Genomic DNA, 22422 nt, shown 5'->3' with positions numbered 1-22422 from the left:
CCCTCCGTAGAAGTTTGGGATAAGGAGTAGCCTGTCATAGAGTCTCTCAAATGTTTGCAATGCGAAGTGAAACATCTTCGGGTTGTGAGGTTAAGTGACTAAGCGTACACGGTGGATGCCTAGGCAGTCAGAGGCGATGAAGGGCGTGCTAATCTGCGAAAAGCGTCGGTAAGGTGATATGAACCGTTATAACCGACGATACCCGAATGGGGAAACCCAGTGTGTTTCGACACACTATCGTTAAGTGAATACATAGCTTAACGAGGCGAACCGGGGGAACTGAAACATCTAAGTACCCCGAGGAAAAGAAATCAACCGAGATTCCCCCAGTAGCGGCGAGCGAACGGGGAACAGCCCAGAACCTGAATCGGCTTGTGTGTCAGTGGAAGCGTCTGGAAAGTCGCACAGTAAAGGGTGATAGTCCCGTACACGAAGATGCACAGGTCGTGAGTTCGATGAGTAGGGCGGGACACGTGTTATCCTGTCTGAATATGGGGGGACCATCCTCCAAGGCTAAATACTCCTGACTGACCGATAGTGAACCAGTACCGTGAGGGAAAGGCGAAAAGAACCCCGGCGAGGGGAGTGAAATAGAACCTGAAACCGTGTACGTACAAGCAGTGGGAGCACCTTCGGGTGTGACTGCGTACCTTTTGTATAATGGGTCAGCGACTTATATTTTGTAGCAAGGTTAACCGAATAGGGGAGCCGTAGGGAAACCGAGTCTTAACTGGGCGTCTAGTTGCAAGGTATAGACCCGAAACCCGGTGATCTAGCCATGGGCAGGTTGAAGGTTGGGTAACACTAACTGGAGGACCGAACCGACTAATGTTGAAAAATTAGCGGATGACTTGTGGCTGGGGGTGAAAGGCCAATCAAACCGGGAGATAGCTGGTTCTCCCCGAAAGCTATTTAGGTAGCGCCTCGTGAACTCATCTTCGGGGGTAGAGCACTGTTTCGGCTAGGGGGCCATCCCGGCTTACCAAACCGATGCAAACTCCGAATACCGAAGAATGTTATCACGGGAGACACACGGCGGGTGCTAACGTCCGTCGTGAAGAGGGAAACAACCCAGACCGCCAGCTAAGGTCCCAAAGTCATGGTTAAGTGGGAAACGATGTGGGAAGGCACAGACAGCCAGGATGTTGGCTTAGAAGCAGCCATCATTTAAAGAAAGCGTAATAGCTCACTGGTCGAGTCGGCCTGCGCGGAAGATGTAACGGGGCTAAACCATGCACCGAAGCTGCGGCAGCGACGCTTAGGCGTTGTTGGGTAGGGGAGCGTTCTGTAAGCCGTTGAAGGTGGCCTGCGAGGGTTGCTGGAGGTATCAGAAGTGCGAATGCTGACATAAGTAACGATAAAGCGGGTGAAAAACCCGCTCGCCGGAAGACCAAGGGTTCCTGTCCAACGTTAATCGGGGCAGGGTGAGTCGACCCCTAAGGCGAGGCTGAAAAGCGTAGTCGATGGGAAACAGGTTAATATTCCTGTACTTGGTGTTACTGCGAAGGGGGACGGAGAAGGCTAGGCTAGCCGAGCGACGGTTGTCTCGGTTTAAGCGTGTAGGGGGAGTGACCTGGTAAATCCGGTCGCTTGTTAACCCTGAGGCGTGATGACGATGCACTACGGTGCAGAAGTAGTTGATGCCAAGCTTCCAGGAAAAGCCTCTAAGCTCCAGGTAACACGAAATCGTACCCCAAACCGACACAGGTGGTCAGGTAGAGAATACCAAGGCGCTTGAGAGAACTCGGGTGAAGGAACTAGGCAAAATGGTGCCGTAACTTCGGGAGAAGGCACGCTGGCGCGTAGGTGAAGTCCCTTGCGGATGGAGCTGAAGCCAGTCGCAGATACCAGCTGGCTGCAACTGTTTAATAAAAACACAGCACTGTGCAAACACGAAAGTGGACGTATACGGTGTGACGCCTGCCCGGTGCCGGAAGGTTAATTGATGGGGTTATCCGTAAGGAGAAGCTCTTGATCGAAGCCCCGGTAAACGGCGGCCGTAACTATAACGGTCCTAAGGTAGCGAAATTCCTTGTCGGGTAAGTTCCGACCTGCACGAATGGCGTAATGATGGCCAGGCTGTCTCCACCCGAGACTCAGTGAAATTGAACTCGCTGTGAAGATGCAGTGTACCCGCGGCAAGACGGAAAGACCCCGTGAACCTTTACTATAGCTTGACACTGAACATTGAGCCTTGATGTGTAGGATAGGTGGGAGGCTTTGAAGTGTGGACGCCAGTCTGCATGGAGCCATCCTTGAAATACCACCCTTTAATGTTTGATGTTCTAACTCGGCCCCGTGATCCGGGGTGAGGACAGTGTCTGGTGGGTAGTTTGACTGGGGCGGTCTCCTCCCAAAGAGTAACGGAGGAGCACGAAGGTTAGCTAATCACGGTCGGACATCGTGAGGTTAGTGCAAAGGCATAAGCTAGCTTGACTGCGAGAGTGACGGCTCGAGCAGGTGCGAAAGCAGGTCTTAGTGATCCGGTGGTTCTGAATGGAAGGGCCATCGCTCAACGGATAAAAGGTACTCCGGGGATAACAGGCTGATACCGCCCAAGAGTTCATATCGACGGCGGTGTTTGGCACCTCGATGTCGGCTCATCACATCCTGGGGCTGAAGTAGGTCCCAAGGGTATGGCTGTTCGCCATTTAAAGTGGTACGCGAGCTGGGTTTAGAACGTCGTGAGACAGTTCGGTCCCTATCTGCCGTGGGCGTTGGAAGATTGAGAGGGGTTGCTCCTAGTACGAGAGGACCGGAGTGAACGCACCACTGGTGTTCGGGTTGTCATGCCAATGGCACTGCCCGGTAGCTAAGTGCGGAAAAGATAAGCGCTGAAAGCATCTAAGCGCGAAACTTGCCTCAAGATGAGTCTTCCCTGGGACTTCGAGTCCCCTGAAGGAACGTTTAAGACTAAGACGTTGATAGGCTGGGTGTGTAAGTGCAGCGATGCATTGAGCTAACCAGTACTAATGAACCGTGAGGCTTAACCTTACAACACCGAAGGTGTTTTAGAGAGATTGGTTTGAATTTTCAGTGAAGTTCCGAGATTGGTTCTGATGGCTACGGAGTAGCGGTCGGGATGAAACAGAATTTGCCTGGCGGCAATAGCGCGGTGGTCCCACCTGACCCCATGCCGAACTCAGAAGTGAAACGCCGTAGCGCCGATGGTAGTGTGGGGTCTCCCCATGCGAGAGTAGGACACTGCCAGGCATCAAATAAACGTTATCAGCGTGACGTCTGATAATCGCAAGGTTGAGAAGAGACCTTGCTGCTTTGTAAAAAGCAACGTAACAGAATCGGTGGAGCGGTAGTTCAGTTGGTTAGAATACCTGCCTGTCACGCAGGGGGTCGCGGGTTCGAGCCCCGTCCGTTCCGCCACTTATTTAGATTATGCCTGCTGATAAGCAGGCATAATGGTAAGCACGATTTAGGGGCGTAGCTCAGTTGGTAGAGCACCGGTCTCCAAAACCGGGTGTCGCGAGTTCGAGTCTCTCCGCCCCTGCCATATTAAAAACCCTTTGCGCAAGCGAAGGGTTTTTTGCTTTTGAGCCCCGCCAATTTTCCTTTCACGTTGAATCTTTCTGCGATGGTGATACGCCTATTATCGGCGAAAGGCTCTATTGCCGCCTAAAAGGCCCATGAGGCCTTTTGAATTAATACAGAGCCTACCCCTACCATTAAAAAATTAAAACGGCTGTAGCGCCTCATGCTGCGGTATTTAAAGGTATTTTTAGTAACTGACGAATAAGAGGCTGCTGATCGCTGTTTTGCAACCAAACGGCATACAGCGGGCGTGTAATACTTGGCACTTCCGCGTTGGCGACCAGGTTCGGATACTCTTTTTCCCATTGGCTTGGTAAAAAAGCGCAGCCGCCGGTGGTTTCCAACAGCTGACGTGTCAGGTGCGCTGAGGTGGTCGTCAGAACCGGCACGGTCTCCGCATCCAGCATGCGGCTTTCCTGCTGATGAAAATCCGCTCCCCATTCCAGTTTGATATAGGGCATCGGCGTCTGTTGATCGCGCAGGGATGAGGAAAAGAGTCGTAACGAAAAGTTGCCCAGCAGCTGGCTGGTTAATTCATCCATCTTGGGCGGCTCGGTGGTAATCAGTAAATCGAGCTGTCTTTCGTGCAGCTGTTTTACCAGCGAATGCCGCAATGCGATGCGTGCTTCCAGCTGTAATGTCTCCCGCTGTTGGTAAAGCGATTGGAGCCACGGGGTCAGGTAGGCTTCCCATAATGATGCGCTGGCGCCGATTGACAGTTCGCCGTGCTGAGGTGACCGTACGACCTCTTTTTTGGCCAGCTGCCAGGTGTTCATCAGGCTTTCCGCGTAGGGTAGCAGACGTTCCCCGGCCGGCGTCAGACGAATATTATTGCGGTGGCGGGTGAATAAATTCGCACCTAATTGATTTTCCAGCTGACGAATGCGGAAACTGACCGCAGACTGCGTTAAATACAGAGATTCTGCGGCTCGGCCAAAGTGACGCGTTCTACTGACCTCCAAAAAGGTTTTCAGTAATTCGGTATCCACGCCTTTCTCCAAAATTTTTTTGTCGTTAAGATTTAAATGTTTTGTTTTACACGCTGTCAAGCGTATCTAATACTCCGCGCCATAAACAGCACGGCCATAAGAGAATTAGGAGCGTGTCAGATGGCGGATAGTTTCACCACGACTAATCGTTTTTTTGATAATAAACACTACCCTCGCGGGTTCTCCCGTCACGGCGATTTCACCATTAAAGAAGCGCAATTGCTAGAGCGTTTCGGCTATGCGTTCAATGAGTTGGATGCAGGGAAACGCCAACCAGCCACTGAAGAAGAACAGTTGTTCGTCGCAGTGTGCCGCGGTGAACGCGAGCCGGTTACCGAGCAGGAAAAAGTCTGGACCAAGTATCTGACGCGTACGCGTCGCCCGAAAAAATTCCATACTCTGTCCGGCGGTAAACCACAGGCTGATGCGGTGGAAGATTACACCGACAGCGATGATTAAAAAGAATGGGGCTTCGGCCCCATTTTTTATTCCAGGCTGCGATGTAGCTGGATCAGCAGGCGTTCCATCCGACGGTAGCCTAATGCTTCGCTGAGATGGTGGCGGGCAATATGTTTTTCTCCCGCTAAATCCGCCAGCGTGCGTGCTACCTTGAGGATGCGATGCCAGGCGCGTACGGATAATCCCAGCTTAAGCAAGGTTGTTTCTAGATAGTGGGCGTCGGCATCGCACAATGGGCAATCTCGATCCACTTCGCGTTTGCCGAGGATGGCATTAATTTTTCCGGCGCGCTGCAATTGCCGTTCCCGCGCCGCGATTACGCGCTGACGCACCTGCTGGCTGCTTTCTCCCGGCTCTTGCTGTTTGCTGAGCGTACCGGGCGGCAGCAAGGGGACTTCAATCGATAAATCGAACCGGTCGAGAAACGGCCCGGAAAGCCGGCCCAGATAGCGCAGAACCTGCTGTGGCGGGGTTCGGTTATGCATGCCCTGATAGTGGCCGGTCGGGCTGGGATTCATGGCGGCGATCAGCTGAATTCGCGCCGGGAAGCAGACTTTGGCACTGGCGCGCGAAATGACAATTTCCCCGGATTCCAAAGGCTCGCGCAGGGCGTCCAGCGTGCGCCGTTCAAATTCGGGGAGTTCATCAAGGAACAGCACGCCGTTGTGCGCCATGGATATTTCCCCCGGGCGCGGCAGAGAGCCGCCGCCGACCAGTGCCGCCATGGATGCACTGTGGTGCGGCGCCCTGAATGGCCGCTGACGCCACGGCAGCCTGCCGGCGGGCTGATGCTGCAGGCTGGCGACTGCAACGCTCTCCAGCGCCTCCTGGTCGGTTAGCGGCGGCAATAATCCCGGCAGACGGCTTGCCAGCATGGTCTTGCCGGTGCCTGGCGGGCCGAGCAGCAACAGATTGTGACCGCCGGCGGCGGCGATCTCCAGCGCCCGTTTGGCCTGTTCCTGGCCGATAATATCCTGCAGGTCTCCCCGGTTGGCGTTAGGCGGCGCGGCGGGAGGCTGGGCAAGCGACAGTTCACCCTGGCCAAGCAGAAAGGCGCAGACGGCCAACAGGTGCGTTGCAACCCGCGTTCCCTCTTTCGGCAGCAGGCCGACCTCCCCTTCATTTTCTGCAGGCAGGATCAGCCCTCTGCCATCCTGCTGCGCCGCCATTGCTGCGGGGATGGCGCCGCTGACGGCGCGCAATGCGCCGGACAGCGCCAGCTCGCCGAGAAATTCGTGTTCGGCCAGCCGATCTGCTGGGATCTGCTCCGAAGCGGCGAGGATCGCCAGAGCGATCGGCAGATCGTACCGGCCGCCCTCCTTGGGCAGGTCCGCCGGCGCCAGGTTGACGGTGATGCGTTTCGCGGGAAAGGTAAAACCGTTGTTGAGCAGTGCGCTGCGTACCCGATCGCGCGCCTCCTTGACCGTGGTTTCCGGCAGGCCGACCAGCGTTAATCCGGGCAACCCGTTGCTGATATGGACTTCGACCGTCACCGACGGCGCCTGAACGCCCAGCGTAGCCCGAGTGAAAATAACCGCCAATGACATAGAGCCTCCTTACTCAGGCCGGCAGCATGCGCCTTCCTGGCCAGCGCTGCAGGGCTTAATTGACGAAACTGCGCGGTTTATTCCGGAAAATATTCATTATTTCATTGCGATAGGCGTTTTTTGCGACTGGGGCGGCAATACTGATTAACAATTCCGTGAACGATGCAACAAATTAGCAGGCTAACCAAGTTGCAACCGGAGAGTTAATAGGTGTATTTAACAATTGATTAAAATAAAAAACACTTAATCAACACAATTCCCGACCGTCGCCTACTCCGCGGCGACAGCCGTTGAACCCCATTCACTTTGTACTCTATGGTAGGAATAACGTTATGTTTGGTTGGACGTCGTTGCAACGCAATGCAGCCATCGCCAGCTTTGCCAGCTGGACGCTTGATGCTTTTGATTTCTTTGTTCTGGTCTTTCTACTCAGCGATATTGCCGAGGCGTTTCACGTCGGTATGGAAGAGGTCACGCTGGCGATTCTGCTGACGCTGGCCGTACGGCCGATCGGCGCGCTGCTGTTTGGCCGCGCGGCGGAAAAGTATGGGCGCAAGCCGATTCTGATGTTGAACATCGTGTTCTTTTCCGTGTTTGAGCTGTTATCCGCCGCCGCGCCTTCGCTGACTATATTCCTGTTGCTGCGCGTGTTGTACGGCGTTGCCATGGGCGGCATCTGGGGCGTCGCCTCCTCGCTGGCGATGGAAAGCATTCCGGACCGTTCACGCGGGCTGATGTCCGGTATTTTCCAGGCGGGCTACCCGTTCGGTTATTTGCTGGCGGCGGTGGTGTACGGCACGCTGTTTGAGCTGCTGGGCTGGCGCGGTATGTTCGTGATTGGCGCGGCGCCGATTTTACTGCTGCCGTTTATCTACTACTGCGTGCAGGAGTCGCCGGTGTGGCTGGCGGCGCGTCAACGCAAAGAGAGCACTGCGCTGCTGCCGGTGCTGAAGCAGCATTGGAAGCTGTGTATTTACCTGGTTGCACTGATGGCGGCGTTCAATTTCTTCTCTCACGGCACGCAGGATCTGTATCCGGCGTTCTTGAAAGTTCAGCACGGTTTCGATCCGAAAACCGTCAGTATCATCGCGATTAGCTACAATATCGCTTCCATTATCGGCGGCGTATTTTTCGGCGTGCTGTCGGAAAAGATCGGCCGTAAAAAAGCCATTGTTATCGCCGCGCTGTTGGCGCTGCCGGTGATTCCGCTATGGGCGTTTGCCAGCGGCTCGCTGATGTTGGGGATCGGCGCATTTCTGATGCAGTTTATGGTGCAGGGCGCCTGGGGCGTAGTGCCGACCTATCTGAATGAGCTGGTGCCGGCCAACACGCGGGCGGTGCTGCCGGGATTTGTTTATCAGCTGGGTAATCTTATTGCCTCGGTGAATGCGACGCTGCAGGCGAGCATCGCGGAGAGCCATGGCCATAACTACGGCTTGGCCATGGCGATCATCGCCGGTACGGTGGCCATTGTGATTTCGCTGCTGGTGCTGTTTGGCAAGGACACGCGGGGCAAAGCGCTGTCCGGCACGGTCGAATCGCCGTCTGCGCATGTTAACGTTTGAAAAGGCAGCACTTTGTTTGAGGTATGACCAGATTGTGCAGAATAATAACGCAAAAAAAGTATTGTCATGTGAAGTGTGACTATGGTAACTCTGTAGGCATTAGTTCGAAACGAGCACAGTGAACATACCGATTATGAAAGCGTTTGCCCAAGTGATTAGCCTAGTCGTGATTAGCGTGGTGGTGATTATTATCCCACCGTGCGGGGCTGCACTTGGACGAAGAATGGCTTAAAAAACAAGCCGGAATCGCAAGAGAACCCCCGCACCGTCAGGTCCGGGGGTTTTTTATTGGCAAGAGAAAAGTGAAGTGAGGAGCAGAGAGTGAACAACAGAACAAAATCCTGCAATTCTCGAAGTAAGGCGGGGAAATAACTATGAATGGTGCTCAGTGGGTGGTGCAAGCGTTGCGCGCGCAGGGGGTTGATAAGGTTTTCGGCTATCCGGGTGGCGCAATCATGCCGGTGTACGATGCGTTGTATGACGGCGGGGTGGAACACCTGCTGTGCCGTCATGAACAAGGGGCGGCCATGGCGGCAATCGGCTATGCGCGCGCCACCGGTAAAACCGGCGTCTGCATCGCCACCTCCGGCCCCGGCGCCACCAACCTGATCACCGGCCTGGCGGATGCGTTGCTTGATTCCGTACCGGTGGTGGCCATCACCGGGCAGGTGGGGTCCGCGCTGATCGGCACCGATGCCTTTCAGGAGATCGATGTTCTGGGCCTGTCACTGGCCTGCACCAAGCACAGCTTCCTGGTGGAATCGCTGGACGCGCTGCCTGGCATCATGGCCGAGGCGTTCGCCATCGCCGCCAGCGGTCGTCCTGGCCCGGTGCTGATCGATATCCCGAAAGACATCCAGCTGGCGCAGGCGGATTTACCCCCACACCTGATGCCGGTCAACGACGAGTGCGACCCGGCGATGGAGGGCATCGAGCAGGCCTACGCTCTGCTGGCGCAGGCGCAAAAGCCGGTGCTGTACGTCGGCGGCGGCGTAGGTATGGCGCAGGCGGTGCCGGCGCTGCGCGCGTTTATCGACGCTACGCAGATGCCGGCGGTCGCCACCCTGAAAGGGCTGGGCGCACCGGATGCCGCGCATCCGTACTACCTCGGCATGCTGGGGATGCACGGCACCAAGGCGGCAAACCTGGCGGTGCAGGAGTGCGATTTACTGGTGGCGGTCGGGGCGCGCTTTGACGATCGCGTTACCGGCAAGCTGAACGCGTTTGCGCCGCACGCCAAAGTTATCCACATGGATATCGACCCCGTTGAACTGAACAAGCTGCGTCAGGCGCACGTCGCGCTGCAGGGCGATCTGAAAGCGATGCTGCCGGCGCTGCAGCAGCCGCTGGCTATCGGCGAGTGGCAACAGCGCGTCGGCGAGCTGAAAGCGCTGCACGCCTGGCGCTACGACCATCCCGGCCAGCCGATTTACGCGCCGCTGTTGCTCAAACAGCTGTCGGAGCGCATGCCGGCCAATACGGTGGTCACCACCGACGTCGGGCAGCACCAGATGTGGAGCGCCCAGCATATGACGTTCGAGCGGCCGGAAAACTTCATCACCTCCAGCGGGTTAGGCACCATGGGCTTTGGCGTGCCTGCCGCGGTCGGCGCGCAGATCGCCCGGCCGCAAGATACGGTGATCTGCGTATCGGGCGACGGCTCCTTCATGATGAACGTGCAGGAGTTGGGCACCATCAAGCGCAAGCAGCTGCCGGTGAAGATCGTGTTACTGGATAACCAGCGTCTGGGCATGGTGCGCCAGTGGCAGCAGCTGTTCTTTGACGGGCGCTACAGTGAGACCAACCTGTCCGATAACCCCGATTTCCTGACGCTGGCCAGCGCGTTCGATATTCCCGGCCAGCGCATTACCCGCAAAGACCAGGTGGCGGAGGCGCTCGACGCGCTGTTAAACAGCGACGGGCCGTATCTGCTGCAGGTGGCGATTGATGAACTCGAAAACGTCTGGCCGCTGGTGCCGCCGGGCGCCGGCAACGAAACCATGTTGGAGAAAGTATCATGATGCAGCATCAACTCTCGATCCAGGCCCGTTTTCGTCCTGAAATGTTAGAGCGCGTATTGCGTGTCGTACGTCATCGCGGCTTCCAGGTTTGTGCTATGAATATGGCGTCGGGCCTGAACAGCGACCGAATCAATATTGAATTGACCGTTGCCAGCCAGCGCTCGGTGGATTTACTGTCATCCCAGTTAAATAAATTGATGGATGTCTCCAGCGTGGAAATCCAGCAGCAACACAACAACACATCACAACAAATACGCGCCTAAGGCGCGAGAAGGAAAGAACAATGACGAAGAAAGCCGATTATATCTGGTTCAACGGTGAGATGGTTCCTTGGGCCGAGGCGAAAGTACACGTGATGTCGCACGCCTTGCATTACGGCACGTCGGTGTTTGAAGGGGTACGTTGCTACGACTCCCATAAAGGTCCGGTGGTGTTCCGTCACCGTGAACATATGCAGCGCCTGCATGATTCGGCGAAGATCTACCGCATGCCGGTCTCCCAGAGCGTGGATGAGCTGATGGAAGCCTGCCGCGCCACGCTGCGTAAAAATAATCTGGTCAGCGCCTATATCCGTCCGCTGGTCTTTGTCGGCGATGTCGGGATGGGCGTTAACCCACCGGCCGGCTACAAGACAGACGTGATTATCGCGGCGTTTCCTTGGGGCGCGTATCTGGGTGAAGAGGCGCTGGATCAAGGTATCGATGCGATGGTTTCCTCTTGGCAGCGCGTGGCGCCAAATACCATTCCGACCGCGGCTAAAGCGGGCGGCAACTACCTCTCCTCGCTACTGGTGGGCAGCGAAGCGCGTCGTCACGGCTACCAGGAAGGCATCGCGCTGGATGTGCATGGCTACATCTCTGAAGGTGCCGGTGAAAACCTGTTTGAGGTAAAAGACGGCGTGCTGTTTACACCGCCGTTCACCTCCTCGGCGCTGCCGGGCATTACCCGCGACGCGATTATCAAACTGGCGAAAGATCTGGGCATTGAAGTGCGTGAGCAGGTGCTGTCGCGCGAATCGCTGTACCTGGCCGACGAAGTGTTTATGTCCGGCACCGCGGCGGAAATCACGCCGGTGCGCAGCGTCGACGGTATCCAGGTGGGCATCGGCAAGTGCGGGCCGGTCACCAAGCAGATCCAGCAGGCATTCTTCGGCCTGTTTAGCGGCGCCACTGAAGACAAATACGGCTGGCTGGATCCGATTAACCCATAACAAACCGCGCCAGACAGACAACACAACAGTCCCGTACGTGCAGCATCCGGGGAATAAACGGGCGGTTCGTTCGCCGTCCGTATAAAAACAGAATTTATTGGAGTGAAAAGAGCATGCCTAAGTTACGTTCAGCCACCACCACCCACGGCCGCAATATGGCCGGCGCCCGCGCCCTGTGGCGCGCGACCGGGATGACCGAGGCCGATTTCGGCAAGCCGATTATCGCGGTGGTCAACTCCTTTACCCAGTTTGTGCCGGGCCACGTGCATCTGCGCGATCTGGGCAAACTGGTTGCCGAACAGATTGAAGCCTCCGGCGGCGTGGCGAAAGAGTTCAACACCATTGCGGTGGATGACGGCATCGCCATGGGACACGGCGGCATGCTTTACTCCCTGCCTTCGCGTGAGCTGATCGCCGATTCGGTCGAGTATATGGTCAATGCCCACTGCGCCGATGCGATGGTGTGCATCTCCAACTGCGACAAAATCACCCCGGGGATGATGATGGCGGCGCTGCGCCTCAATATTCCGGTGATCTTCGTCTCCGGCGGCCCGATGGAGGCCGGTAAAACCAAACTGTCCGACCAGATTATCAAGCTGGATCTGGTGGACGCCATGATTCAGGGGGCGAACCCCAACGTCAGCGACGCCGAGAGCGAACAGATTGAACGCTCCGCCTGTCCGACCTGCGGCTCCTGTTCCGGCATGTTCACCGCCAACTCGATGAACTGTCTGACCGAGGCGCTGGGGCTGTCGCAGCCGGGCAACGGCTCGCTGCTGGCGACGCATGCCGATCGCAAACAGCTGTTCCTTAACGCGGGCAAGCGCATCGTTGAGCTGACCAAACGTTACTACCAGCAGGACGATGAGAGCGCGTTGCCGCGCAATATCGCCAATAAGGCGGCGTTTGAAAACGCCATGACGCTGGATATCGCCATGGGCGGCTCGACCAATACCGTTCTGCACCTGCTGGCGGCGGCGCAGGAAGGCGAGGTGGACTTCACCATGGAAGATATCGACCGCCTGTCCCGCAAGGTGCCGCACCTGTGCAAGGTGGCGCCGAGCACGCAGAAATACCATATGGAAGACGTCCACCGCGCCGGCGGGGTGATCGGCATCCTCGGCGAGCTGGACCGCGCCGGTTTGCTGAACCGCGACGTCAGCAACGTTCTGGGTCTGACGCTGCCGCAAACGCTGGCGGCCTATGATGTGATGCTGACTCAGGATGAGGATGTGAAGCAGATGTACGCCGCCGGACCGGCGGGTATCCGCACCACGCAGGCGTTCTCGCAGGATTGCCGCTGGGATTCGCTGGATACCGACCGTAAAGAGGGCTGTATCCGCACCCGTGAGCACGCCTACAGCCAGGACGGCGGGCTGGCGGTGCTGTATGGCAACCTGGCGGAAGACGGCTGTATCGTCAAAACCGCCGGCGTCGACAAAGAAATTCTGGTCTTCAGCGGCCCGGCCAAGGTGTACGAGAGCCAGGAAGATGCGGTGGAAGCCATCCTCGGCGGCAAAGTTGAAGCCGGCGACGTGGTGGTCATCCGCTACGAAGGGCCGAAAGGCGGGCCGGGCATGCAGGAAATGCTCTATCCGACCACCTATCTGAAATCGATGGGGCTGGGCAAGGCCTGCGCGCTGATCACCGACGGACGTTTCTCCGGCGGCACTTCCGGTTTGTCCATCGGGCACGCCTCGCCGGAAGCGGCCAACGGCGGTCTGATTGCGCTGGTGCAGGACGGCGATACGATCGCTATTGATATCCCGAACCGCGGTATCAAACTGGAAGTGGCGGACAGCGAACTGGCGGCGCGGCGCGAGGCCGAACTGGCGCGCGGCGATGCGGCCTGGACGCCGAAGTCCCGCGAACGTCAGGTGTCCTATGCGCTGCGCGCTTACGCAACGCTGGCCACCAGCGCCGACAAAGGCGCGGTACGTGACAAGAGCAAGCTGGGAGGCTAAGCGGCATGGCGGTATCACAACCCCTATCAGAGGCCCCCTGCGGGGCGGAGTATCTGCGGGCGGCGCTGCGTTCGCCGGTTTACGAGGTGGCGCAGGTCACCCCGCTGCAGACCATGGAAAAACTCTCCTCGCGGCTGGGCAACGCCGTGCTGGTCAAACGTGAGGACCGCCAGCCGGTGCACAGCTTTAAGCTGCGCGGCGCCTACGCGATGATTGCCGGCCTGAGCGAAGAGCAAAAGGCGCGCGGCGTGATTACCGCTTCAGCGGGCAACCACGCGCAGGGCGTGGCGCTGTCCGGCAGCCGTCTGGGGATTAAAACCCTGATCGTGATGCCGGTCGCCACCGCGGATATCAAGGTGGACGCGGTGCGCGGCTTCGGCGGCGAGGTGTTGCTGCACGGCGCCAATTTTGACGAGGCGAAGGCGAAGGCGGTGGAGCTGTCCCGCCAGCAGGGCATGATCTTTGTGCCGCCGTTCGACCATCCGGCGGTGATCGCCGGGCAGGGGACGCTGGCGATGGAGCTGCTGCAGCAGGACGCCCATCTGGACCGGGTGTTTGTCCCGGTCGGCGGCGGCGGCCTGGCGGCCGGCGTGGCGGTGCTGATCAAACAGCTGATGCCGCAAATCAAAGTGATTGGCGTTGAGGCGGAAGATTCGGCCTGCCTGCGTGCGGCGCTGGATGCCGGACAGCCGGTGGATCTGGCCCGCGTCGGGCTGTTCGCCGAAGGCGTGGCGGTCAAGCGCATCGGCGACGAAACCTTCCGCCTGTGCCGTGAGTATCTGGATGACGTGATCACCGTCGACAGCGACGCCATCTGCGCTGCGGTTAAAGATCTGTTTGAAGACGTGCGCGCCATTGCCGAGCCGTCGGGCGCGCTGGCGCTGGCGGGGCTGAAAAAGTACGTGCAGCAGCACGACATTCAGGGCGAGCGTCTGGCGCATGTGCTGTCCGGCGCCAACCTGAATTTCCACGGGCTGCGCTACGTATCCGAACGCTGCGAACTGGGCGAGCAGCGCGAAGCCTTGCTGGCGGTGACCATTCCCGAACAGCAGGGCAGCTTCCTCAAGTTCTGCCAGCTGCTGGGCGGCCGTTCGGTCACCGAGTTCAACTACCGCTACGCCGATGCCGACAACGCCTGCATCTTCGTCGGCGTGCGTTTAACGTGCGGCCATGCGGAACGCCGGGAAATCATCAGCGAGCTGACGGCCGGCGGCTATCAGGTGGTGGATCTGTCTGACGATGAAATGGCCAAGCTGCACGTGCGCTATATGGTGGGCGGCCGCCCTTCCAAGCCGCTGCGCGAGCGGCTGTACAGCTTTGAGTTCCCGGAATCTCCCGGCGCGTTGCTGAAGTTCCTGAATACCCTCGGCACCCACTGGAATATTTCCCTGTTCCATTACCGCAGCCATGGCACCGACTTCGGCCGCGTGCTGGCGGCCTTCGAGCTGGCGCAAAGCGAGCCGGAGTTTGAACAGCATCTGACGGCGCTGGGCTATGACTGTCATGATGAAACGGATAACCCGGCGTTTCGTTTCTTCCTGCAGGGCTAGGGCGATCGTTAACCGCCTGATTGCCCAGGGACGCGAGATGGAGCGGCAGATTGCAGCGCGCGATCTGCCATGATGAATAGCGCAAGCAGCAGGAGAAGCCATGACGCAGCAGTTTGCCGGATTTAGTCAGCAGGGATTGGACTTCCTGCAGCAGGTGCGGATTGAAAACGACAAAGCGTGGTTTGAGGCGCACCGCGCGCTGTACGAACAAACGCTGTTAACGCCGTTCCGCAGGCTGGTGGAACAGCTGGCGCCGGCGATGCTGGCGATCGACCCGCAGTTTGAGACCCGGCCGGCGATCGGTAAAACGCTGTCGCGTATTCACCGCGATACGCGTTTTTCCCACGATAAGTCCCGCTACCGCAGCCGCATGTGGCTGACCTTCAAACGGCCGAGCAAAGACTGGAAAGACGCGCCGGTCTATTTCTTTGAGCTGGGGCCGGACATGCTGCGCTATGGGCTGGGTTATTACAGCGCCAACAAGCCGACGATGGATCTGTTCCGCCATACGCTGCAGCGGCAGCCGCAGCAGTTTCTGGCGGCGGCGGCCTGCTGCCGGCCGCCGTTCGAGCTGGTGGGCGAGAGTTACAAACGTCCGTTGGTCAAAGGGCAGGCGGCGGAGATTGCCCACTGGTATCAGCGCAAATCCTTCGCGGTGATGGCCAGCGATCGTCAGGTGGAAAAACTGTTCAGCGCCGATTTGGCGCCGATGCTGACGCAGGCTTTCCAGCGGTTGGAGCCGCTCTACCACTGGCTGATGAAAGTGGAGGCAATGAAGCAGATCGACCCGGCCGACCTGTAGCCGCCGCGCGGCGCTACAGCAGGCGCCAAAACGCTTCGATCAGCGGGTCGCCAAGGCGTTTTCGCTGTACGCAGACCCCCAGTTCAAACGGCTCCACCATCGAGATATTGTCCAGCTGCGAGATACGGTTGCGCACCGGCTCCGGGCTGTTGTCCACCACCACGCTGGGGATCAGCGCGATGCCGCAGCCCAACGCCACCATCGAGACGATGGCCTCGTGGCCGCCGACGGTGGCGTAAATCAGCGGGTTGCTGATGCGGTGCCGGCGGAACCACAGCTCGATGCGTTTTCGCGACGGGCCGTGCTCCGGCAGGATAAAGGGAATATTGGCCCAGTCGGGCTGTTCGGCAAAGGCCTGGGTGCGCACCGCGCACGGCAGCGCCGGCGCAATCAGCACCAGCGGAATTTCGCCGATTTTGGTGAAATCGACGCTGCCCGGCAGGCTTTCCGGCCGGCCGGCGATGCCGAGGTCCGCCTCATTGGACTGGATTTTATCCACCGCATCGGCGGCGTCGCCGGTGGTGAGTTTGATTTCCACCAGCGGATGCTGGGCGCGAAAGCGATCGAGGATCGGCGGCAGATGGCTGTAAGCGGCGGTGACCGAGCAGAACAGGCGCAGTTCACCGCTGAGCGACGGGCCATGCTGGCCGAGCGCGTGCTTAAGCTGCTGGTACTGCAGCAGCGTCTGCTGGGCGAACACCTTCAGCAGTTCACCGGCGTCGGTCAGCTGCACGGTGCGGTTGTCCCGCAGAAACAGCGGCTTGCCGACGCCCTCTTCCAGCCGCTGAATCTGGCGCGACAGGGTGGAGGGACTGACGTGCATCGCCTTGGCGGTACGGCCGAAATGGCGGCTTTCCGCCAGATGCAAAAACAGCTTTAAATCGCGTAAGTCCATATCAGTATGCTCGCAGCGATGGTGTTGCATAAATTGCAACGTGATGTTCTTAATATATCAATTTAAGCAACGCAAATCCTGTTATACATTGAGCTTAACGAATCTCCGCACAGACAGGGCGGGGAATGAAAATAACATGTAATACACAACATCTAACTGGAGTAGCACCATGGCTAACTATTTCAACACATTGAACCTGCGTCAGCAGCTGGCGCAATTGGGTAAGTGTCGCTTTATGGCGCGCGACGAATTTGCCGATGAGGCGGGCTACCTGAAAGGGAAAAAAGTGGTGATTGTCGGCTGTGGCGCTCAGGGTCTGAACCAGGGCCTGAACATGCGCGACTCCGGCCTGGACGTGGCGTACGCCCTGCGTCAGGAAGCGATCGACGAAAAACGCGCGTCATGGCGCAAGGCGACCGAGAACGGCTTTAAAGTGGGCACCTATGAAGAGCTGATCCCGCAGGCCGATCTGGTGGTTAACCTGACGCCGGACAAACAGCACTCTTCCGTGGTGCGCGCGGTGCAGCCACTGATGAAAGACGGCGCGGCGCTGGGCTACTCGCACGGTTTCAACATCGTTGAAGTGGGCGAGCAGGTGCGTAAAGACATCACCGTAGTGATGGTGGCGCCGAAGTGTCCGGGCACCGAAGTACGTGAAGAGTACAAGCGCGGTTTCGGCGTACCGACGCTGATCGCCGTACACCCGGAAAACGATCCGAAAGGCGAAGGCATGGCGATCGCCAAGGCATGGGCTGCGGCGACCGGCGGCCACCGCGCCGGCGTGTTGGAGTCTTCCTTCGTGGCAGAAGTAAAATCCGACCTGATGGGCGAGCAGACCATTCTGTGCGGTATGCTGCAGGCAGGCTCGCTGCTGTGCTTCGATAAGCTGGTGGCGGAAGGCACCGACCCGGCTTACGCCGAGAAACTGATCCAGTACGGTTGGGAAACCATCACCGAAGCGCTGAAGCAGGGCGGCATCACCCTGATGATGGATCGTCTGTCCAACCCGGCCAAACTGCGCGCCTATGCGCTGTCTGAGCAGCTGAAAACCATCATGGCGCCGCTGTTCCAGAAGCACATGGACGACATCATCTCCGGCGCGTTCTCCAGCGGCATGATGGCCGACTGGGCGGAGGACGACGTGAAGCTGCTGACCTGGCGTGAAGAGACCGGTAAAACCGCGTTTGAAAACGCGCCGCAGTTTGAAGGCAAAATCAGCGAGCAGGAGTACTTTGATAACGGCGTGCTGATGGTGGCAATGGTGAAAGCGGGCGTTGAGCTGGCGTTTGAAACCATGGTGGATTCCGGCATCATCGAAGAGTCGGCGTACTATGAGTCGCTGCACGAGCTGCCGCTGATCGCCAATACCATCGCCCGTAAGCGTCTGTATGAAATGAACGTGGTGATCTCCGACACCGCCGAGTACGGTAACTACCTGTTTGCCAACGCCGCGGTGCCGTTGCTGAAAGAGTTTATGACCACGCTGCAGGCAGGCGATCTGGGCAAAGCCGTCGCGGGAACCGCGGTGGATAATGCGCAGCTGCGCGATGTCAACGAAGCGGTGCGCAACCACCCGATCGAAGCGGTGGGCCGCAAATTGCGCGGCTATATGACCGATATGAAACGCATCGCCGTAGCAGGCTAAGCGTCGCAGCAAGCATGGAAAGCCGGCAGAGAGTGCCGGCTTTTTTATTGGCTGACGCTCTGCGGCGGCGCAATTAACCGCTGTTCAATCCCCAGTCGTATCTTACCTGCAGGCACATCGCTGCCCGCATCCATCGCGCTGTCAGGCCGGCATCGCCGCCGGCGGGATAATCGCGCCGCGGTGCTGAATCACCGTGCTGGCGGTCAGATGGCCGCGCTCCGCCGCTTGCTGTGGCGTACCGCCGTTGAGGCGCACGGCGAGGTAGCCGGCGCTGAAGGAGTCGCCGGCGGCGGTGGTGTCAACCACCTGTTCCCGCGCCAGTTTTACCGCTGCGACCTCCAGCGGCGTCTCATCATGCAGATAGACCAGACAGGCGTCGGCGCCGCGTTTGATCGCGATCTCCCGCACGCCGAAACCGCGGGTGCGCTGCACCACCTGTTCCACCGGCAATGCCCCCCATAACGCATCCTCATCGTCCAGCGTCAGAAACGCGGTGTCGGTGCAGGACAGCATCTCGCGATAGGCCTGCTGCGCCTCGTCCCGGTCTGCCCACAGCCGCGGGCGATAGTTATTGTCGAAAATGACCTGGCCGCCGTTGGCGCGGCATTGGCGCAGCAGCGCCATCAGTTTGCCGCGCGCGTCGGCGGACAGGATCGCCAGGCTGATGCCGCTGAGATACAGATAATCAAACTGCGCCAGCCGGTGGCAAATGGCGTCGGCCTGCGGGCCGTCGAGCCAATAGCGTGCGGCGGCGTCATTGCGCCAGTAATAGAAGGTACGCTCGCCGGCCGCGTCGGTTTCAATCACGTATAGCCCCGGCAGCTTATCCGCCAGCTGCTGTACCAGGGTGGTGTCGATCTCTTCCTGCTGCCAGGCGCGCAGCATTTCCTGACTGAAACTGTCGTTACCGAGCGCGGTGACATAGTGGACGTTCAGCGCCTGGCGCTGCGTCTGACGGGCAAGATAGACGGCGGTGTTGAGCGTATCGCCGCCAAAACCACGGCTGAGGGCGACGCCGTTCTGCGACAGCTCAATCATGCATTCGCCGATTACGGCAATATTTTTGCAAGTCATGCTAATCCCTGAATAAAGGTGGGCGGGGTTAACGCCAGTCTTACGGTTGGGAGGCGAGGAGTCAATAGAAATGAAATGGTGTTTTAATTTGTTTTTTGCGGCGATCGCCAAACGATCGGTTAGCGCCGGTTAACGTGCGCGACGGGCGGCGCAGGCCGAAAGGGTGAAGTCTGTCTTATCCTTAACTAGGCTTAGGGAGAGCGGCCGCTAATCAATTAGCACAAACCGGCCGTACGCAACGGATAGTAGGGAAGTGACGATGAGCAAAACGGGAAAAATAATCAGCGGGATCGGCGGCATGGTGCTGCTGGTCATGGTCGTGCTGGTGGTCTTTATCGCCACCTTCGACTGGAATCGCCTCAAGCCGACGATTAATGACAAAGTCTCTGCCGAACTGCAGCGACCGTTCGCCATCCGTGGCGATCTCGGCGTGGTGTGGCAGCGTAAGCAGGAGGAGGGCGGCTGGCGCGCCTGGGTGCCGTGGCCGTATATCCATGCGCAAGATATTGTGCTGGGCAACCCGGACACTATTCCCGGCGATCATATGGTCAGCCTGCAACGTGCCGAACTCAGCATCGCGCCCCTGGCGCTGCTGAGAAAAGAAGTGCTGATCCCGCGCATCTGGCTGCAGCGGCCCGACGCGCAGTTACGGCGTCTGGCCAACGGTGAAAATAACTGGACGTTCAACCTCGCCGGTGCCGGGCAGGATGAGCAGAGCGCGGCGTCCGACTGGTCGGTGAATATTCACGATATCGTGTTCGACCGCGGGCAGATAGCGTTTAAGGACGCCACGCTGAAGGCGGATTTTCATGCGGTGATCGACCCGCTGGGCAAGCCGCTGCCGTTCAACCAGGTCACCGGCAAGAAAGATAAGGGCCAGGTGATTACGCCGGATTATGTGTTTGGCTGGCAGGTAAAAGGTAAGTATAACGGCGAGCCGCTGAGCGGCAGCGGTAAAATCGGCGGCATGCTGTCGCTGCAGAATGCCGGCCTGCCGTTCCCGCTGCAGGCTGATATTCGCTCCGGCGCGACCCGCGTGGCGGTGGCGGGCACCCTGATCGACCCGTTAAATCTCGGCGGGCTGGATTTACAGCTGAAGTTTTCCGGCGACAGCCTGGGCAATCTGTATGGCCTGACCGGCGTGCTGTTGCCCAATACGCCGCCGTATGCCACCGACGGACACCTGACGGCCCGGCTGCACGAAAAAGGCGGTGCGGTGTATCGCTACCAAAACTTCAGCGGCAAAATCGGCGACAGCGATATTCACGGCGACCTGCGCTATGTCGCCAGCCGGCCGCGGCCGAGCCTGAGCGGTAGTGTCCTTTCCAAACAGCTGCGCTTCGCCGACCTGGCGCCGCTGATCGGCGCCGACAGCAATACGGCCAAGGCCGGCCGCGGCGAGAAAACGCGGCAGCCGGCGGATAAGGCGTTACCGGTCGAGACGTTCGCCACCCAAAGCTGGGGCGTGATGGATGCCGACGTCAAATTTACCGCCAAACGCATTGAACATGGCGATGCCCTGCCGCTCCGCGATCTGTACACCCACCTGCGGCTGGATAACGGCGCGATCCTGCTGGATCCGCTGCGCTTTGGCGTCGCGGGCGGTAACCTGAACTCAACCGTACGGCTGGACGGCAGCAAGCAGCCGATGCGCGGACGGGTGGATATGCACGCCCGCAACTTCCAGCTGAAGAAGCTGCTGCCGAATGTGGAATCGATGAAGCGCAGCCTGGGAGAGCTGAACGGTGATGCGACGTTAACCGGCAGCGGCAACTCGGTGGCGGCGCTGTTGGGCAGCAGCAGCGGCGATCTGCGCCTGCTGGTGAATGACGGCATGATCAGCCGCAGCCTGATGGAGATTCTGGGCCTGAACGTCGGTAACTATCTGGTGGCGCAGATCTTTGGCGATGATGAAGTGGGCATCAACTGCGCGGCGGCGGACGTCGGCGTGCGCAACGGCGTAGCCACGCCGCGACTGTTTGTGTTCGATACCGAGAACGCCATCATCAACATCACCGGCAACGCCAACTTCGCCAGCGAGCGGCTGGATCTGTCCATCGATCCGGAGAGTAAGGGAATGCGCGTGCTGACGCTGCGTTCGCCGCTGTATGTGAAAGGCACCTTCAAGCATCCGGACGCCGGCGTGAAGGCCGGGCCGCTGATTGCGCGCGGTGCGGCCGCCGTGGCGCTGGGAGTGGTGGTGGCGCCGGCCGCCGCGCTGCTGGCGCTGGTATCGCCCAGCGACGGCGCCGATAGCAACCAGTGCGGACAGGTGCTCCAGCAGATGAAACAGAAAAAGTAACCGCTTCTCAGGGACGCGGCTGCAACAGCGTGCAGTCGTGGTCCTGCAGCTCTTCCGCCGAGGCCAGATTGAGGCGCAGCAGATTGCGTTCGGTGGCCAGCAGTAGGAAATCGCCGTTTGACAGGGCGGTCATCGCCAGGCCGTAATGTCCCATCTGTTGGCCGGCTCCGGCGACGCCGCCGGCCAGCAGGCGAAACGCACCCTGCTGCGCCAGTTCGCCCGGCGTCACCCGTCGTACCAGATAGTCGTGCTGCAACAGCCCGCCGGGCAGCGGTTGCCAGCGCGGGGTGAAGGTTTGCTCCGCCTGCGTCAGGCGCTTTTGCACCGCCGGCGCCAGGCAGGAAATATGAATATGCAGCTGGTTTTGCGTGCGGCCGTAGGCGGAGTTGATGGCCAGGGAGACTGCCGCGTCATCAATAGGTTTTCCGTATTTCTCCGCCATAAAGCGGCGCGCCTGCCAGGCCAGCAGAAAGTAGTTGGGCGCCGCCGGCGTCAGCAGTTCAGGGCTCTCAATGCCGGTAATTTTTGCCGTCGGCATCAGCAGGTACTGCAGCGGGCCGTTGCGGTCTTTAAACACCACGGCGCCGTGCTGCAGGTCAACCTGCGCGCAGGGGGCGGGGTCGTGATGCTGCTGCTGATTCGGCAGGCACTGCTGGCTGACGATGTGCCACAGCGCGTCAGGATGCGCGGGTTTCAGCCAGAGATAGAGTGCAAGGAGGGCTAATGCCAGTACAAGGAACAGCAGTAACAGCCGGCGGCGCAGTGTCATCATCGGTATCCGGATCGCGTTATCGGGGCAGGTCAAGCAGGCAGGATAAATGCTTTTGATGACAGAAAACAGCGCGGCGTGCGG

General features: G+C 58.9%; 16 protein-coding genes, 2 tRNA genes and 2 rRNA genes. 15 read left to right on the top strand and 5 right to left on the bottom strand.

The annotated features are described in order from the left end of the window. Positions 1-88: 88 nt before the first annotated feature. The 4 genes from I6G83_RS06075 to I6G83_RS06060 all read left to right on the top strand — a co-directional run bounded on the left by I6G83_RS06075 (position 89) and on the right by I6G83_RS06060 (position 3508). Positions 89-2994 (top strand): 23S ribosomal RNA (locus I6G83_RS06075). Between the two features lie 103 nt (positions 2995-3097). Next, positions 3098-3213: ribosomal RNA gene (rrf, locus tag I6G83_RS06070) — 5S ribosomal RNA — on the top strand. A gap of 91 nt (positions 3214-3304) precedes the next feature. Continuing rightward, a tRNA-Asp gene (locus I6G83_RS06065) sits at positions 3305-3381 on the top strand. A gap of 51 nt (positions 3382-3432) precedes the next feature. Next, positions 3433-3508 (top strand) — tRNA-Trp (locus I6G83_RS06060). A gap of 199 nt (positions 3509-3707) precedes the next feature. Here I6G83_RS06060 and hdfR read toward each other — a convergent pair. Then, positions 3708-4535 carry an HTH-type transcriptional regulator HdfR gene (gene hdfR, locus I6G83_RS06055; RefSeq protein WP_054307721.1) on the bottom strand — a complete coding sequence of 276 codons (828 nt, stop codon included), beginning with the start codon at positions 4533-4535 and terminating at the stop codon, positions 3708-3710. A gap of 120 nt (positions 4536-4655) precedes the next feature. Between hdfR and I6G83_RS06050 the strand changes: the two genes are divergently transcribed. Then, a complete protein-coding gene (locus I6G83_RS06050; RefSeq protein WP_054307720.1) occupies positions 4656-4994 on the top strand; it encodes a DUF413 domain-containing protein in 339 nt (112 codons plus the stop codon). A 26-nt stretch (positions 4995-5020) separates the two neighbouring features. On the opposite strand, the gene I6G83_RS06045 is transcribed toward I6G83_RS06050, so the two are convergent. Beyond that, a complete protein-coding gene (locus tag I6G83_RS06045) occupies positions 5021-6541 on the bottom strand; it encodes a YifB family Mg chelatase-like AAA ATPase (RefSeq protein WP_054307719.1) in 1521 nt (506 codons plus the stop codon). A gap of 332 nt (positions 6542-6873) precedes the next feature. Between I6G83_RS06045 and I6G83_RS06040 the strand changes: the two genes are divergently transcribed. The 8 genes from I6G83_RS06040 (at position 6874) to I6G83_RS06005 (ending at position 15653) form a co-directional block, all read left to right on the top strand. Next, positions 6874-8106, top strand: a complete 1233-nt coding sequence (locus I6G83_RS06040) for an MFS transporter (RefSeq protein ID WP_054307718.1) — start codon at positions 6874-6876, stop codon at positions 8104-8106. Between the two features lie 133 nt (positions 8107-8239). Then, the gene (gene ilvL / locus I6G83_RS06035) at positions 8240-8338 is read left to right on the top strand and encodes an ilv operon leader peptide (RefSeq protein WP_015962288.1); all 99 of its coding nucleotides are present in this window, start codon (positions 8240-8242) and stop codon (positions 8336-8338) included. Positions 8339-8480: 142 nt separating this feature from the next. Next, positions 8481-10127 (top strand): acetolactate synthase 2 catalytic subunit, encoded by a 1647-nt coding sequence (gene ilvG / locus I6G83_RS06030; protein WP_054307717.1) that lies wholly within the window; start codon positions 8481-8483, stop codon positions 10125-10127. Continuing rightward, on the top strand, positions 10124-10390 hold the full coding sequence (gene ilvM, locus I6G83_RS06025) for an acetolactate synthase 2 small subunit (protein ID WP_015962286.1): 267 nt from the start codon (positions 10124-10126) through the stop codon (positions 10388-10390). Before ilvG ends, ilvM begins: the two co-directional genes overlap by 4 nt. A gap of 20 nt (positions 10391-10410) precedes the next feature. Beyond that, positions 10411-11337, top strand: a complete 927-nt coding sequence (locus I6G83_RS06020; protein ID WP_015962285.1) for a branched-chain amino acid transaminase — start codon at positions 10411-10413, stop codon at positions 11335-11337. Between the two features lie 113 nt (positions 11338-11450). After that, positions 11451-13301, top strand: coding sequence for a dihydroxy-acid dehydratase (ilvD, locus tag I6G83_RS06015; protein WP_015962284.1), 1851 nt, complete (start codon positions 11451-11453; stop codon positions 13299-13301). A gap of 5 nt (positions 13302-13306) precedes the next feature. Next, positions 13307-14851, top strand: coding sequence for a threonine ammonia-lyase, biosynthetic (gene ilvA / locus I6G83_RS06010; RefSeq protein WP_054307716.1), 1545 nt, complete (start codon positions 13307-13309; stop codon positions 14849-14851). Positions 14852-14951: 100 nt separating this feature from the next. After that, on the top strand, positions 14952-15653 hold the full coding sequence (locus tag I6G83_RS06005) for a DUF2461 domain-containing protein (RefSeq protein ID WP_062779287.1): 702 nt from the start codon (positions 14952-14954) through the stop codon (positions 15651-15653). A gap of 13 nt (positions 15654-15666) precedes the next feature. Here I6G83_RS06005 and ilvY read toward each other — a convergent pair whose 3' ends face one another. Further along, a complete protein-coding gene (gene ilvY, locus I6G83_RS06000) occupies positions 15667-16548 on the bottom strand; it encodes an HTH-type transcriptional activator IlvY (protein ID WP_054306885.1) in 882 nt (293 codons plus the stop codon). Positions 16549-16717: 169 nt separating this feature from the next. Between ilvY and ilvC the strand changes: the two genes are divergently transcribed. Further along, positions 16718-18193, top strand: coding sequence for a ketol-acid reductoisomerase (gene ilvC / locus I6G83_RS05995; RefSeq protein WP_015962279.1), 1476 nt, complete (start codon positions 16718-16720; stop codon positions 18191-18193). Between the two features lie 141 nt (positions 18194-18334). On the opposite strand, the gene kdgK is transcribed toward ilvC, so the two are convergent. Continuing rightward, a complete protein-coding gene (kdgK, locus tag I6G83_RS05990) occupies positions 18335-19267 on the bottom strand; it encodes a 2-dehydro-3-deoxygluconokinase (RefSeq protein ID WP_054306886.1) in 933 nt (310 codons plus the stop codon). A 259-nt stretch (positions 19268-19526) separates the two neighbouring features. On the opposite strand from kdgK, the gene I6G83_RS05985 reads away from it, so the two are divergent. Beyond that, entirely contained in the window at positions 19527-21569 is a 2043-nt protein-coding gene (locus I6G83_RS05985; protein WP_054306887.1) for an AsmA family protein, read from the top strand. Positions 21570-21576: 7 nt separating this feature from the next. Here the strand turns inward: I6G83_RS05985 and I6G83_RS05980 are convergent, their stop codons facing one another. Continuing rightward, positions 21577-22338 carry a CDP-diacylglycerol diphosphatase gene (locus tag I6G83_RS05980; protein ID WP_062779290.1) on the bottom strand — a complete coding sequence of 254 codons (762 nt, stop codon included), beginning with the start codon at positions 22336-22338 and terminating at the stop codon, positions 21577-21579. Positions 22339-22422: the final 84 nt, after the last annotated feature.

The organism is Serratia rubidaea (genome assembly GCF_016026735.1).
Lineage (GTDB): Bacteria > Pseudomonadota > Gammaproteobacteria > Enterobacterales > Enterobacteriaceae > Serratia_B > Serratia_B rubidaea.
Note: the sequence above shows the minus strand (reverse complement) of the source record. Positions and strands in the feature narration are given on the sequence as shown.

Bases quoted from the DNA above. Each gene is read 5' to 3' on its own strand.
- I6G83_RS06050 (WP_054307720.1), top strand. From the start codon at position 4,656: ATGGCGGATAGTTTCACCACGACTAATCGTTTTTTTGATAATAAACAC.
- I6G83_RS06045 (WP_054307719.1), bottom strand. From the start codon at position 6,541: ATGTCATTGGCGGTTATTTTCACTCGGGCTACGCTGGGCGTTCAGGCG.
- I6G83_RS06040 (WP_054307718.1), top strand. From the start codon at position 6,874: ATGTTTGGTTGGACGTCGTTGCAACGCAATGCAGCCATCGCCAGCTTT.
- ilvL (WP_015962288.1), top strand. From the start codon at position 8,240: ATGAAAGCGTTTGCCCAAGTGATTAGCCTAGTCGTGATTAGCGTGGTG.
- ilvG (WP_054307717.1), top strand. From the start codon at position 8,481: ATGAATGGTGCTCAGTGGGTGGTGCAAGCGTTGCGCGCGCAGGGGGTT.
- ilvM (WP_015962286.1), top strand. From the start codon at position 10,124: ATGATGCAGCATCAACTCTCGATCCAGGCCCGTTTTCGTCCTGAAATG.
- I6G83_RS06020 (WP_015962285.1), top strand. From the start codon at position 10,411: ATGACGAAGAAAGCCGATTATATCTGGTTCAACGGTGAGATGGTTCCT.
- ilvD (WP_015962284.1), top strand. From the start codon at position 11,451: ATGCCTAAGTTACGTTCAGCCACCACCACCCACGGCCGCAATATGGCC.
- ilvA (WP_054307716.1), top strand. From the start codon at position 13,307: ATGGCGGTATCACAACCCCTATCAGAGGCCCCCTGCGGGGCGGAGTAT.
- I6G83_RS06005 (WP_062779287.1), top strand. From the start codon at position 14,952: ATGACGCAGCAGTTTGCCGGATTTAGTCAGCAGGGATTGGACTTCCTG.
- ilvY (WP_054306885.1), bottom strand. From the start codon at position 16,548: ATGGACTTACGCGATTTAAAGCTGTTTTTGCATCTGGCGGAAAGCCGC.
- ilvC (WP_015962279.1), top strand. From the start codon at position 16,718: ATGGCTAACTATTTCAACACATTGAACCTGCGTCAGCAGCTGGCGCAA.
- kdgK (WP_054306886.1), bottom strand. From the start codon at position 19,267: ATGACTTGCAAAAATATTGCCGTAATCGGCGAATGCATGATTGAGCTG.
- I6G83_RS05985 (WP_054306887.1), top strand. From the start codon at position 19,527: ATGAGCAAAACGGGAAAAATAATCAGCGGGATCGGCGGCATGGTGCTG.
- I6G83_RS05980 (WP_062779290.1), bottom strand. From the start codon at position 22,338: ATGACACTGCGCCGCCGGCTGTTACTGCTGTTCCTTGTACTGGCATTA.